This is a genomic window from Acinetobacter pittii ATCC 19004 = CIP 70.29 (assembly GCF_000369045.1).
GTDB classification, from domain to species: domain Bacteria; phylum Pseudomonadota; class Gammaproteobacteria; order Pseudomonadales; family Moraxellaceae; genus Acinetobacter; species Acinetobacter pittii.
This window is the reverse complement of the sequence record NZ_KB849797.1, coordinates 126,085-139,660: the sequence shown is the minus strand read 5'-3', so window position 1 is coordinate 139,660 and position 13,576 is coordinate 126,085. Positions and strand designations below refer to the sequence as shown.

14 protein-coding genes and 1 pseudogene are annotated in these 13,576 nt (G+C 39.8%); 7 read left to right on the top strand and 8 right to left on the bottom strand.

Annotated elements, in window-relative coordinates:
* The first annotated feature begins 26 nt into the window (after positions 1-26).
* From F928_RS19310 to F928_RS19295, 4 genes are all read left to right on the top strand, one after another.
* The gene (locus F928_RS19310; protein WP_002114884.1) at positions 27-725 is read left to right on the top strand and encodes a YfgM family protein; all 699 of its coding nucleotides are present in this window, start codon (positions 27-29) and stop codon (positions 723-725) included.
* The gene (gene bamB, locus F928_RS19305) at positions 725-1,870 is read left to right on the top strand and encodes an outer membrane protein assembly factor BamB (protein WP_002115136.1); all 1,146 of its coding nucleotides are present in this window, start codon (positions 725-727) and stop codon (positions 1,868-1,870) included. Before F928_RS19310 ends, bamB begins: the two co-directional genes overlap by 1 nt.
* Positions 1,871-2,059: 189 nt before the next feature.
* Positions 2,060-3,469 carry a ribosome biogenesis GTPase Der gene (der, locus tag F928_RS19300; RefSeq protein ID WP_002115095.1) on the top strand — a complete coding sequence of 470 codons (1,410 nt, stop codon included), beginning with the start codon at positions 2,060-2,062 and terminating at the stop codon, positions 3,467-3,469.
* 114 nt (positions 3,470-3,583) lie between these two features.
* Positions 3,584-4,240: a 4'-phosphopantetheinyl transferase family protein gene (locus F928_RS19295; RefSeq protein WP_002114899.1), complete on the top strand. Its 657-nt coding sequence runs from the start codon at positions 3,584-3,586 to the stop codon at positions 4,238-4,240.
* Positions 4,241-4,308: 68 nt separating this feature from the next.
* On the opposite strand, the pseudogene secB reads toward F928_RS19295, so the two are convergent.
* The 4 genes and pseudogenes from secB to rsgA form a co-directional block, all read right to left on the bottom strand.
* Positions 4,309-4,767, bottom strand: a pseudogene (gene secB / locus F928_RS0104025) (protein-export chaperone SecB).
* Positions 4,768-4,794: 27 nt separating this feature from the next.
* Positions 4,795-5,052, bottom strand: a complete 258-nt coding sequence (gene grxC / locus F928_RS19290; protein WP_002114715.1) for a glutaredoxin 3 — start codon at positions 5,050-5,052, stop codon at positions 4,795-4,797.
* Positions 5,053-5,063: 11 nt separating this feature from the next.
* Positions 5,064-5,480, bottom strand: a complete 417-nt coding sequence (gene yibN, locus F928_RS19285; protein WP_000443006.1) for a rhodanese-like domain-containing protein — start codon at positions 5,478-5,480, stop codon at positions 5,064-5,066.
* 98 nt (positions 5,481-5,578) lie between these two features.
* On the bottom strand, positions 5,579-6,643 hold the full coding sequence (gene rsgA, locus F928_RS19280) for a ribosome small subunit-dependent GTPase A (protein WP_002114663.1): 1,065 nt from the start codon (positions 6,641-6,643) through the stop codon (positions 5,579-5,581).
* A 125-nt stretch (positions 6,644-6,768) separates the two neighbouring features.
* Here rsgA and orn point away from each other — a divergent pair, with 125 nt between their 5' ends.
* The 3 genes from orn to fabI all read left to right on the top strand — a co-directional run bounded on the left by orn (position 6,769) and on the right by fabI (position 9,162).
* Positions 6,769-7,335 (top strand): oligoribonuclease, encoded by a 567-nt coding sequence (orn, locus tag F928_RS19275; protein ID WP_000099436.1) that lies wholly within the window; start codon positions 6,769-6,771, stop codon positions 7,333-7,335.
* Positions 7,336-7,489: 154 nt separating this feature from the next.
* Positions 7,490-8,221: a Bax inhibitor-1/YccA family protein gene (locus F928_RS19270; protein ID WP_002114711.1), complete on the top strand. Its 732-nt coding sequence runs from the start codon at positions 7,490-7,492 to the stop codon at positions 8,219-8,221.
* A 137-nt stretch (positions 8,222-8,358) separates the two neighbouring features.
* Positions 8,359-9,162: an enoyl-ACP reductase FabI gene (gene fabI, locus F928_RS19265; protein WP_031944198.1), complete on the top strand. Its 804-nt coding sequence runs from the start codon at positions 8,359-8,361 to the stop codon at positions 9,160-9,162.
* Positions 9,163-9,277: 115 nt separating this feature from the next.
* Here fabI and F928_RS19260 read toward each other — a convergent pair whose 3' ends face one another.
* The 4 genes from F928_RS19260 to macB all read right to left on the bottom strand — a co-directional run bounded on the left by F928_RS19260 (position 9,278) and on the right by macB (position 13,576).
* Complete coding sequence (locus tag F928_RS19260) at positions 9,278-9,607, bottom strand: hypothetical protein (protein ID WP_002115115.1); 330 nt, start codon at positions 9,605-9,607, stop codon at positions 9,278-9,280.
* A gap of 118 nt (positions 9,608-9,725) precedes the next feature.
* Positions 9,726-9,980 carry a hypothetical protein gene (locus F928_RS19255; RefSeq protein WP_002114885.1) on the bottom strand — a complete coding sequence of 85 codons (255 nt, stop codon included), beginning with the start codon at positions 9,978-9,980 and terminating at the stop codon, positions 9,726-9,728.
* 184 nt (positions 9,981-10,164) lie between these two features.
* Entirely contained in the window at positions 10,165-11,559 is a 1,395-nt protein-coding gene (gene cmeC / locus F928_RS19250; protein WP_080632764.1) for an efflux transporter outer membrane subunit, read from the bottom strand.
* Between the two features lie 22 nt (positions 11,560-11,581).
* A complete protein-coding gene (gene macB / locus F928_RS19245) occupies positions 11,582-13,576 on the bottom strand; it encodes a MacB family efflux pump subunit (RefSeq protein WP_005079110.1) in 1,995 nt (664 codons plus the stop codon).

Here is a 13,576-nt window from a genome sequence, read left to right as displayed (position 1 = left end):
TGAAACATCTGGAAAAGGACAATCACATGAGTGTAAGTGATGAAGAACAATTCGACAGCTTAAAGTCGTTCGCCAAAAAATATGGTTCTGCCATGATTAGCGGGATTCTCATTGCATTGATTGCCTTTTTTGGGTGGGAATACTGGCAAAAAAGAAATCTTGCGAGCAGCCAGACAGAAACTGCAAAAGTACAACAGTTAATGGATGAGGCAAATGCAAGTGCTGATAATCCTAATGCTTTAACTTCGGTAACTGCATCGGCAGATAAAATCGTAAAAGATGATATCGATTCTGTTCAGGCGATACAGACTCAGTTTGTGTTAGCAAAATTAGCTTATGAAAAACAAGACTATGCTGCTGCTGAAAAAGCATTGAAGAAAGTCGAAAATTCAAAAGTAAAAGATGAAGGTTTGATTCAGGTTGTAAAATTGCGTTTAGCAGATGCACAATTGGCGCAAAACAAATATGATGAAGCACTGAAAACTTTGTCTGGTAACGTCGATCCTGCGTTTAAAGCAACAGTAGAAGAGTTACGTGGTGATATCTTTGTTGCTAAGAAAGATGTTGATTCTGCTAAAAAAGCGTATCAGGCAGCATGGGATTCGTTACTGGAACGTAAACAAGAACGACAAATTTTACAAATTAAACTCGAAAGTGTTGGCGTTTTAGTTGAAGATCCACAGATTGAGCGCCCAATTTTGGAAACACAGGTGGAAGAGTCTTAATGAATCAGAAATTCAAACTGCCTTTGGCAATTGCAATCGCATCAGCTGTACTGGTGGGATGTTCTAGCAACAAAGTAAAAGAAGCAAAACCAAATCCGCTACCGAAATTGACTGAGTCGAAAAAGACTCTAGTACCCGTGTTTTCGCGCAGTGTTTCTTCTACTGATAAGGCAGATCCGTTACGTTTGCAGCTTGATGCAAGTGAGGGCGTGGTCTTTACGCTTGACCCAAAAGGTGAGGTCGCTGCATATCGTGGCAAGGAACGCATTTGGGAGAAAAAAGTCAGCAAATTAGGCTTGAGCTCTGGTGTTGAAGCTGCTGAAGGAATTGTTGTTGTTGGTAATAGTAAAGGTCAACTTTTTGCTTTAGATCAGGCAACAGGTGAACAAAAGTGGACTGCGCAGTTATCTGGTGCACTATTAAGTCCTTCTTTAGTTCAGTCTGGACGCGTTATTACCATTGCTAATGATGGTACTGTATTTGCCCATGATGCTGCTTCAGGCCAACAAGTTTGGGCTTATAAATTGCCAAATGTCCAATTTAGTTTACGTGGTCAGGCGTCACCGGTGAGTCTTGATCCGCGTACCGTATTAATCGCATCTGCAAATGCGTATGTTTATGCAATTGATACGATTAGTGGTATTCCACGTTTCCAACGCCGTGTTGCGGTAAGTGAAGGTCGTTCTGATATTCAACGTTTGATTGATATCGATGGTGATCCTACTGTTGCTGGACAGTTTATGGTAACGACTAGTTTCCAAGGACAAGTGACTGTAACTGATCTAGCTTCTCAACGTGTAGTTTGGAGTGAAGACTCAAGCAGCACGAAGCGTCCAGAAGTTTATGACAATAAAGTATTTGTTTCATCAACTGATGGTAAGTTAACTGCTTATGATTTAACGACAGGCGAACAAGTTTGGCAAAATGATAGTTTATTAAACCGTCATTTAAGTAACCCTGTTGTGTTGGGATCGGATCTTATTGTTGGTGATTTAGATGGCGTATTACATCTTGTTGATCCTGCAACAGGTAAGTTGATTGGTCGTTCAAAAACAAGTGGTGAGGTCAATACATTACGTGTTATTGAGAACCAACTTTACGTTTCGACCAGAAAAGGCGATTTAAGTATTTGGCAGAATCGTTAATTTCGTTTGCTTGTGCTAAAATAGCCGCTTAACAAATTACGCTGTTAAAAAAATATCGGGGTGTTTGAATTAAATCAGTTCAAAGCCCCGTCTTTTATTATGGTCATATCTGACCTTAAAATATATCTCCTGTATTGTTTCTAATGCTCATGCCATGAGATATGGCTGGTCTTGAATTAAGGTTATTGTATGAAACCCGTTATTGCGCTCATTGGTCGTCCGAATGTCGGAAAATCAACGTTATTTAACCAGATTACCAAGAGTCGTGATGCACTTGTAGCCGACTTCGCGGGTCTGACTCGTGACCGTAAATATGGTGATGCGACTTATCAAAATAAGTCTTTCATTGTTGTTGATACTGGTGGTATCGGTGAGAGTGAAGGCGGTATCGATAACTACATGGCCGAGCAGTCAAAAACAGCGATCAATGAAGCAGATATTATTATTTTTGTGGTTGATGCTCGTGCTGGATTGTTAGCTTCTGATGAGCAAATTGCTCGTGAACTACGTACTTTAGGCAAGAAAATTTATCTTGTTGCGAACAAGGTAGATGGTGTTCATGCTGAAGCAGCGTTGGTTGAGTTCTATAAACTTGGTATGGGTGAACCATTACAAGTTGCAGCGACCCATGGTCGTGGCGTACAGCAAATGCTGGAAGATGTACTTGCAGAAGTTCCAGAAGATGAAAACCCTGAAGAACATGACAAAGATACTGGTTTACGCTTAGCAATTATTGGTCGTCCTAACGTTGGTAAGTCAACACTGGTCAACCGTTTGCTTGGTGAAGACCGTGTGGTGGCATTTGACCAACCAGGTACAACTCGTGACTCGATTTACATTCCTTTTGAGCGTGAAGGCCGTAAATACACCTTAATTGATACAGCAGGTGTGCGTCGTAAAGGTAAAGTTGATGAAATGATTGAGAAGTTCTCAATTGTTAAAACTTTGCAAGCAATGAAAGATGCACATGTTGTCGTGGTTGTAGTCGATGCGCGTGAAGGTATTGTTGAGCAAGACTTGCATTTAATTGGCTATGCGCTTGAAGCTGGTCGTGCCATGGTTATTGCCATCAACAAATGGGATAACATGTCTGAATACGACCGCAAGCAGTGTAAGCTTGATGTTGAACGTCGTTTTGACTTTATTCCATGGGCAAAAATCCATTTAATTTCTGCTTTACATGGAACTGGGGTAGGTGATTTATATCCTTCTATCCACCGTGCTTATGAGTCTGCGAACTTAAAAGTATCACCAGCTAAATTGACTCAAATTTTGAGTGATGCGACAGAAGCCCATCAACCACCAATGATTAGCGGTCGTCGTATTAAAATGCGTTATGCACATATGGGTGGTCAGAATCCACCGACTATTGTGATTCATGGTAATAAGGTTGATAAGACACCTGCCGATTATCGCCGTTATTTAGAAAACGTGTTCCGTAAAGTGTATAAACTCGAAGGTACACCAGTTCGTATTGACTTTAAAACTTCTGAAAACCCGTTTGAAGGTCGTAAGAGTCAGGTTGATGAACGTACTGCTGCACGTCGCCGTCGTTATATTCAGAAATTTAAGAAAGCAGAGAAAAAATTTAACCGTTAAGTTTTTTATTGTTCAAAAACCCAAAGTTTTCTTTGGGTTTTTTATTACATGGTTTAATAAGTTATTGGTATTTTTTATATTAGCTTTAGTCCCTCATGGGATGGATTTAGAAAGATGAATGATAGGAAAATTGAAGTTTATATAGGAAAGCTCAATGAGTTTTTAAAACAAGAACAACAAAACTTTCCAGACTTCCGTTCATTTAATCATTATAAAAAACAACAAATACAGAGTGTCAGAAATCGACTGATTGCAGAGAAACTCCAACTCACGTCAATGGAATTGGAGTTTGCCAAGCATGAACATGGTAAACCTTATTTATTGAATCACACTTTGCATTTTAATCACTCACATAGCCAACAATACTACGCTTTAGCCATGAGCGAACAAGTTAAAGATATTGGGGTAGATGCTGAGGAACTGGATCGAAATGTACGCTTAGATGCTTTAGCAAAACATGCCTTTCATCCCGATGAATATGAAACATGGCTAAGCTTAGAACAAGATAGAGAATATTGGTTCAAAGTCTGGACCACAAAAGAAGCCGTTTTAAAAGCTTCAGGATTAGGTATACGTTTAGATTTAAATACGTTAAATACTCAGGCACATCCTACCGATCATGGTGGAGTCTGTTCTCACCCACTTAATGGGACATTTGCTTATCAGAATTTTATTGTTGGCAATATGATATTAACCGTGGCATGGCGTTCAGAGTTATCTTGCCGTGGTTTTCAGTTTCCGTCTATTCAGCTTCACTCACTTGACCGTTAAATCTAAATAGCACACATAAAAAAACCGCGTAATACGCGGTTTTTTTATTAAAAGGAGAAGCTAAAAAATTAAGCTTGACCTTCAACAGCAGCAGCTTGAGCACGTTGCATGTTAGCTTCAAACTCGGCATCAAAGTTGATTGGAGTAAGAAGTAACTGTGGGAAGCTACCTTTAGTTACTAAATCATTTACAGCTTCACGTAAGAACGGGAACAAAATATTTGGGCAATATGCGCCTAAAATATAAGGTAAACGCTCTTCTTCAATGTTGTCGATCAAGAAAATACCTGATTGAGTTACATCTACAATGAACGCTGTTTCGTTGTCGTTATCGGCTTGTTCCACAACTTTTTAAGAAACTTCAAAGTGAGTTGGGTCAATCTTTTCTGCAGCAGAAGAAAGATTGATATTAAGTTCAGGTTGCCATTGTTTAGTAAAAACCTGCGCCCCAGGAACCTCAAAAGAAATATCTTTTGTATAAATACGCTCTAAAGCTAATTGTGGTTGAACTTGTTGTTCTTCGCTCATTGTTTTTTCCTTAATATGGATGCGATGTTAAGCCAATAATTCGTCGAGTTTACCTTCACGCTCTAAAGCATAAAGTTGGTCAAAACCACCGATAAACTGATCGTTAATGAAAATTTGTGGGACAGTACGATGATTTGTGCGTTGCATTAATTCAACACGTACTTCTGGTGCTTCAACAGAAAGATTTACTTCTTTATAAGCAACACCTTTACGCTCAAGTAACTGTTTAGCACGAACACAATACGGGCATACAGAAGTTGAGTAAACAATGACATTTGCAGCCATGATAATTCTCCTTAAGCTTTTGGTTTGCTTTTAACAAGAGGTAAGCCTTGTGCTTTCCAGTTACTAATACCACCATCAAGACGATAGCTATCGTGGTGAGCAACTTTTTGCAAAGCACTTCCAGCAACTTGCCCCAAGTTGCAAATAAATACCAGTGGACGGTCACTTGCTTTTAATTCGTCAGCATGACTTGCGATTTGGCTATACGGAATATTGCGACTGCCACTAATGTGACCTTCGCGGAAATCTTTGCTATCGCGTAAGTCAATCAAAAGAGCATTTTTCGCTTTCACTAAAATACCAAGCGACTGTGGAGAAATTTTACGACCGTTACGTTGACCTTCAAAAATGAAGAACAACACGATCAAGACTCCGAGCGTACCAAACAAAATGGGGTGATTCCCCATAAACTCTAACCAGCGTTCCACAAGTCACCTAAAAAAATTAAAAAACAAAATTGACCTAGAGTATAGCGTATATAGATGGTGATCAAAATCACCACTTCAAGGGCAAATAGGGCAGAAAATCAGTTTTTTTGCTGCGCTTCTTGAATCTCATCGATTAAACGCAAAAAGCTATCTAAACGTCGTGGCAAAATTTCACCCGCTTCAACGGCCTGTTTAAGCCCACAATTCTTTTCATGAGTATGTGTGCAATTACGGAATTGGCAAGATCCTAGATGTGCGGCAATGTCAGGAAAGCCCATACGAATTTTTTCTAAATCGAGATGCCAAAGCCCAAACTCACGAATTCCCGGAGAATCAATTAAGGCACCATTTTTACCGAAGTTGATTAAGCGCGTAGAGGTTGTCGTGTGTTGTCCAAGTGCAGAATTTTCAGAAATAACATTAGTTTTTTGCTCTGCATCTGGAATGAGCACATTAATTAAAGAGCTTTTTCCTACGCCTGATTGCCCTACAAATGCTACGGTTTCACCATCTAAACGCTCAGATAAAGCAGAGATATCTCCCTTCTTGGACTGACAAATCATCACTTCATAACCCAAGGTTTTATATTCTTCTAATAAGGTAAGAATTGGGTCATTTTCAGTGAGTAAATCAGACTTATTGAGGACCAAAAGAGCAGGAATGTTAGCGTCTGCACAAGCAACTAGATATCGATCGATTAACGTTGGAGCTGGTTCAGGAAGCGGTGAAAATACAATCACAATCAAACTGATATTCGCGGCCACTGGTTTAACTTTGTGATAGCGGTCAGGGCGGGTAAGTAAAGATGTACGTGGGTGAATGGCTGTAATAATGCCTAAACCAGTATTTGGATCTGCCTGCCATTTAACACGATCACCAGTTACAAGTAACTCAAGATTAGTTCGAGTATGGCAACGCCAAACGCTATTGAGTTCGATCGGCTTCCAGAATGGTTCTGGTTCTCCTTCGGCAACTTGTGGTTTTTCTGGGTGATGCTCCTCAGGTACAGAGAGGGCTTGTACTTCAAGTTGACGGCCATAATGTTGTACAACGAGTCCGTCTAGATCCTGTGAAGTATCGATCTCTTCTTGGCGAGTTTTATGCTGTTTTTCAATACGACGTTGCTGTTGTTCAGTTAAACGACGCTTACGAATTAAAGCCATTCATATCCCAAAAAAACCATTGTTTGAAGACCGCAAAAATAGCATGAAGCAGCTATAGAATTACAGCGCGGAAGCAAGAAATTTGCTACTATTGATGTTTTTACGGCATTTTAGAACGTACATTCATGAGCAGTACTTTAAATACACGATTAATTTGGATTGATCTGGAAATGACCGGATTAGATACCGATAATGATCAAATTATTGAAATCGCAACAATTATTACAGATGATCATTTAAATGTACTTGCCGAAGGTCCAGTTTTGGCTATTCATCAACCTGATCGTATTTTAAATGCAATGGATGAATGGAACACTCGTCAACATGGGCAGTCTGGACTGATTGAACGAGTCCGTCGCAGTAAGTTAACAGCCCGTGATGCTGAGTTACAAACTTTAGAATTCCTAAAAAAATGGGTAAATCCAAAAGTTTCACCAATGTGCGGTAACTCAATTTGTCAGGATCGCCGTTTCTTACACCGTCTTATGCCTGAACTTGAGCAGTATTTCCATTATCGTAATCTTGATGTATCTACGGTAAAAGAGCTTTCAAAACGCTGGCGTCCTGAAATTATGAGTGGCCTGAAAAAAAATGCATCACATTTAGCAATGGATGATATTCGTGACTCAATTTCAGAGTTGAAATATTACCGCGAATATTTCTTTATCATGAATACAGATGGTAAAGATTGATTACGTTGTAGACGTGATATGAAAGGGAGGCTATTGCCTCCTTTTTTATTACTTAAAGGACCTTGTTACAATAATGCCGATTGCTTAATTTGGCTTTCATATTCATTTTGCTTAAAATGATATTTTAAATTTTTATTATAAAAAGAGAGCATTTATGCAAAGTAATAACCCGATACTGACGCGTGTTGAAACGGTCAGTGATTATAGTCAACCGATGACTGTGCAAGGTGCCATTCAAAAATCTGTTATGTTGACGGTCATTGCAGCTGCAGTGGGTGTCGCTTTATTTTTCTATTCAGCCTTTACTGCAAATGTTGGTATTGCTTACGCGGCTTCAATTGTGGGTGCAATTGGTGGCTTGGTTTTAGCTTTAATTACAACGTTTAAACCAACGACCGCGCCAACATTGGCAATTCCGTATGCCTTATTTGAAGGGGCTTTTTTAGGTGGTATTTCGTTTACTTTCCAGTTGAAATACCCAGGTGTTCCACTTCAGGCTTTATTAGCAACCTTTGTCACCACTTTGGTGATGTTTGGTTTATATAAATTCCAAATTATCCGCGCAACTGAAAAGTTCAAGTCAGTTGTAATCTCTGCATCTTTGGCAATTTTTATTGTATTTATTGTGCAGATGATCATGCGTTTAGCATTTGGTTCAAGTGTTCCTTATATTTTTGAAAGTAACTGGTTAGGTATTGGTTTTGCTGCATTCGTCGCGGTCATTGCTTCGCTTAACCTAATTTTAGATTTTGATTTAATCGAAACTAATGCAGCTTATCGTGCACCAAAATTCATGGAATGGTTGTGTGGTATCGCATTACTTGCAACTTTAGTATGGATGTATATTTCTTTCTTACGCTTACTGGGTTTATTGTCTGACGACTAAGATTGAATTCATCTAGAAGTCGCTCCTCATCAGGAGCGATTTTTTTTCGTGCGATTTTTGAAAAAAGATGCATTATGCAATTTCGAAAACCGCCGAATATTGGCATTATGCTTGAAATTGTTTTGAGTGAGATCGGCATGACACAAGGACTTTTAGCAGGTAAGCGCTTTTTGATTGCAGGCGTTGCTAGTAAATTATCAATTGCTTTTGGTATTGCACAAGCATTACACCGTGAAGGTGCAGAGCTTGCGTTTACTTATCCAAACGAAAAATTAAAAAAACGTGTGGATGAATTTGCTGAGCAATTCGGTTCTAAGCTTGTGTTTCCATGTGATGTTGCTGTTGATGCTGAAATTGATAATGCATTTGCAGAACTTGCAAAACATTGGGATGGTGTAGACGGTGTTGTACACTCAATTGGCTTCGCACCTGCACATACACTTGACGGTGACTTCACTGACGTGACTGACCGTGAAGGTTTTAAAGTTGCTCATGACATCAGTGCATACAGCTTTGTTGCAATGGCACGTGCTGCAAAACCTTTATTACAAGCTCGCCAAGGTTGTTTATTAACTTTGACTTACCAAGGTTCTGAGCGCGTTATGCCTAACTACAACGTAATGGGTATGGCAAAAGCTTCTTTAGAAGCTGGTGTTCGCTATTTAGCATCAAGCCTTGGTGTTGATGGTATCCGTGTAAACGCGATTTCTGCGGGTCCAATCCGTACTTTGGCTGCATCTGGTATTAAGTCTTTCCGTAAAATGTTAGATGCCAATGAAAAAGTTGCGCCGTTAAAGCGTAACGTAACGATTGAAGAAGTAGGTAACGCAGCATTATTCCTATGCTCACCTTGGGCTTCAGGTATTACTGGTGAAATTCTATATGTAGATGCTGGTTTCAATACTGTAGGTATGAGCCAATCTATGATGGATGATGAATAATTAGATTGCTCTAAATTATTTAACAAAGCCGCTTTTATAGCGGCTTTGTTTTAACAATCTGTTTTCGCTTTTTATGTCATTTCAAAATTAATATAAATATAGGTCTATAGTCTAATTATTCGGTTTTGGGATATGGTCCTTCAATAAACCATTCATGATCTTTGTAATATTCAAGCCATTCATCAAACATAGGATCATCTATACCGCAGCGCGAGAATTCATCTTGCAGAGTGCAGGAAAATGAATTGCTCTCCATGCTCCATTTAATAGATTTGATTTTTTGGTTTCTTTCAAAAGGAAAGTCAATTTCTAAGCCAATGAAAGGAATAAATGGCATCTCAATCGTTTTATATGCAACCGCCCAATTATTCGATTGGTCTAAATTTTGACGATCCCAAATATATAGGAGAAGGTGAACTTTATGCGTATTGTTATTATTATCCATGTTAAGAGACCTGTTTATAATTTAATAAATACTTGAATATCCAATTTGTTAAGCCGTACTTTGGTGATTTTATATCGCTACGCAGAGTTTATGTGGCAAAAGTACATAGTTAAGCAATTTATACTATTTGTTTTCTCATATATTCTTTTGCTTGGTTTAATATATCTTCACCCATTGTTTTAGAAATTAAGTCATCAAGTTCACCTGCTATAAATTGTTCGAAAGAAACAGACTTTGAACCACTCGAATGAGCAAAACGCCCATATGTACAAATGACATTTTTTTCTTTGTGAATTATTAATTCATATAGCTCATCTCCAATGTTGTCTAAAGTCCACTTTTTGATAATTCCATTTACCCAAGGTTCGTGCATTTAACTAGTCTCTTTTGATATATCGTTGTAATAATAAAATATAATTAATTGGATTTTCTATCTTATTTTTATCGACATATAAAAACAATATTTTCGTCAAGATGCATAATAATCAGGAGTTACCAGCCCTTCGAAAATGAGCTGATAACTCTAATTGAATAAAGAAATAGCATCTATAGTGCTATTAATTCGGCAATTCTTTTACAGGGGACCCACCTAAAGCTTGCATGAGGGTGACATACGCGTTGTATTGGCTTTGCTTGGTTTCAACGAGGCTTAAGCGAGCAGTACGTGTGGTTTGCTGTGCATCGAGAAGAGTCTTTAATGCAACAGCACCATAGCGATAACGGACTTCGGTTAAACGTTCAGTTTTTTCTGCAAGTTCAACATTACGCTCTTGTAATGCTACTTGTTTGTCGAGTTCGGTACGACTCGATAAAGCATTTTCTACATCAGCAAAAGCCTGATAAAGCGTTTGACGATATTGAATAATCGCTTTTTCATAATCCAGATTACTAATCGCGATATCTTTTTTCATATCGTTATATTGCAAAAACGGTAAGCTCAAACTCGCCCCAAGCGTGAGGGCAGGGTTACGTAATAACTCTGTTAACGATGTGCTGCTTGAGCCCAAACTACTGGTTAAGCTAATCGATGGATAGTAGCTCGCTTTAGTAGCATCTTTAGCGGCTAATGCTTTTCTTAAACGTAGCTCACTTGCTTGCAAATCAGGGCGGCGCGATAAAATGTCGGCAGGTAAGCCAGCACCAATTGCAGGTAGAGCAGTGCGTGGTAAACGCTTTGGCTCTTGAATATTTAATTGCTGCAATGGTTCATGCAATAACACCGCAATGGCTGTGCGAGTTTCAACCAGTTGTTGTTCAATCTGGCTTAAACTCGCTTTCTGGCTTTGTACTGATTGTTCTGCTTGAGTCAGATCTACACCTGAAACGGCACCAGCTTTATATTGAATCTGTACCAAGTCATAAAGCTTTTGAGAGGTTGCTAGACTTTGCTGGGCAGTTGTGTAGCGCTCATTTAAATAACCGAGTTGCCAATAGAGTTTGGCAGTGGTTGCAATTAAACTTTGCCCAGTGGCTTGTAAGTCTTGTTCAGTCGCTAAAGCTTCCCATTTACTTGCTTCAGTTTGGCGTGCAAGCTTGCCAAACAAGTCAAGCTCATAGCTTACGCCAGCGCTCATTGATAGACCTTTAGCACTATCATCTCCCGAATTTAAATCGAAAGAATGCCCTGTAGAAACACTTGAACTGGTTCGTAAGCCTTGTTTGTTAGCGGTTAAGTCAGCTTGTAGACGGGCTTGCTTTAGAGCAATACCTGCAACTGCTAAATCACTATTACGTTCTAATACATTACTTACAAGTTGATTGAGCTGTGCATCGTTAAAGAGTGTCCACCAACGGTCAGAATATTGATTGGCAGACATGGTTTTTGTTTTTGCTGTGTCATACTGAAAACTACCCGGAACTTGTACTGCAGGTGTTTCATAAGGTGTTTTTACTACAGCTGCACATCCGACAAGAGAACCTGTGAGAAGAAGTGCTGTGCTGAGTTTAGTCATAGAGAAAGACATGCAATTTTCCTTATTCTCGAGATAGTGCGGCGACAGGGTCAAGTTTCGCGGCATTCTTGGCTGGTAAGAAACCAAAAACGACCCCAATCAGTGTTGAACAGACAAAGGCTGCAATAATTGAGGTGCTTGAATAAGCCACGCTAAAGTTACCGCCAGCAAATTTATTAATAAGTTGCCCAAGGCCAAGCGACAGTAAGACGCCAAGCACACCACCAATTAAACACACCAAAATTGCTTCAATCAGGAATTGCTGCAAAATATCACTTTGACGCGCACCTACGGCCATACGTACACCAATTTCTTGAGTACGTTCAGTCACCGAAACCAACATAATATTCATTACCCCGATACCACCAACGACCAATGAAATTACGGCAATTGCTGAAACCAGAAGGGTCATTGTGCTAGTTGTTTTCTCAATGGTTTGACGGATACTGTCACTGTTCATAGTGAAAATATCTTGTGCACCATGGCGCTGGGTTAATAAATTCACAATCGCATTTTCAGCTGCAGCAGTTGAATATTTGTCATTAATACGAACCACGATATTACGTACATTAGATTGTCCTAACATACGGCTCATTACGGTTGTATAAGGCATATAGACATTTAGCGTATCATCTGAACCCATACCGCTTGTTTGTGGCTCAACCACACCAATAATACGAGCAGGTACACTACCAAGTAAGACTACTTGACCGATTGGGTTAGTACCGTCACTAAAAAATTGTTTTTGAGTATTGGTATCAATGACCACATCCTGTGAGCGATCACGAACACTACGTTGATCAAAAGTTTGTCCATCTTTAAAGTCCAAACCTTTCACATCGAAATAATCGTTACTCACACCATTAATGGTCGCGTTAGCTTCATTTTGTTGATAACGCATGGTTTTGGATGTGCTGACGATTGGGCTTACTGCACTGACATACGGTTGAGTCATTAACGCATCGGCATCGGCAGGGACCAAGGTTTTAAAACTTGCAGTTTTAGAGTTGTCACCAAAACCACGGCCCTGAAACACGGTAATTGTATTTGTTCCCAGACTGCTAATATTGCTTAAAATTTGCTGTTGAGAGCCTTTACCTAGCGCGACAACCGTAACAACCGATGCAATACCAATAATGATCCCAAGCATGGTTAAAAAAGTACGCATGCGGTGGGCATTCATAGACAGTAAAGCCATTTGAAAGGCTTCAGATAAACGGTCTAAAGTAGAACGCCATGCAGAAATACTTTTGCCTTTCTTCTGTTTACCTTGCAAAGCAGGCGCCGCATCAGGATCAGTCTTGATTGGTTCGGCTGCTTGATCTGGAACATTAGGACGGTCACTAATAATTTCTCCATCACTAATCTCGATAATACGAGTCGCATTTTTTGCAACTTGCATATCGTGGGTGACTAAAATAATAGTGTGACCTGCAGCATTGAGTTCACGCAAGATACGCATCACCTCAACACCACTATGAGAATCGAGTGCCCCCGTCGGTTCATCTGCCAGAATAACGTCACCGCCATTCATCAGCGCACGGGCAATCGAAACACGTTGCTGCTGACCACCAGAAAGTTGGCTTGGTCTATTAAGTGTTTTTGTACCTAAACCTAATTCGGTTAGTAAAGCCGTTGCGCGTTGTTTACGTTCAGAAGGCGTAACACCAGCATAAACAGCTGGAACTTCTACGTTACCTTCGGCAGATAAGTCGCCCAGTAAGTGATAGCGCTGGAAAATAAAACCAAAATATTCACGGCGTAGTCGAGCCAGCTGATCTGGCTCAAGTTTACCTGTTTCTTGTCCATTAACTTTGTAACTACCACTCGTAGGTCGGTCCAAACAACCCAGAATATTCATGAGGGTGGATTTACCAGAACCCGACTGGCCGACAATGGCAACCAGTTCACCTTCATAAATGGTTAGGTCAATGCCTTTTAAAATTTGTATCGTGCTTTCGCCAGCAGGGAATTCCCGGACTAGATTGCTGACTTCAAGCAAAGCTTGTTTTGTCAT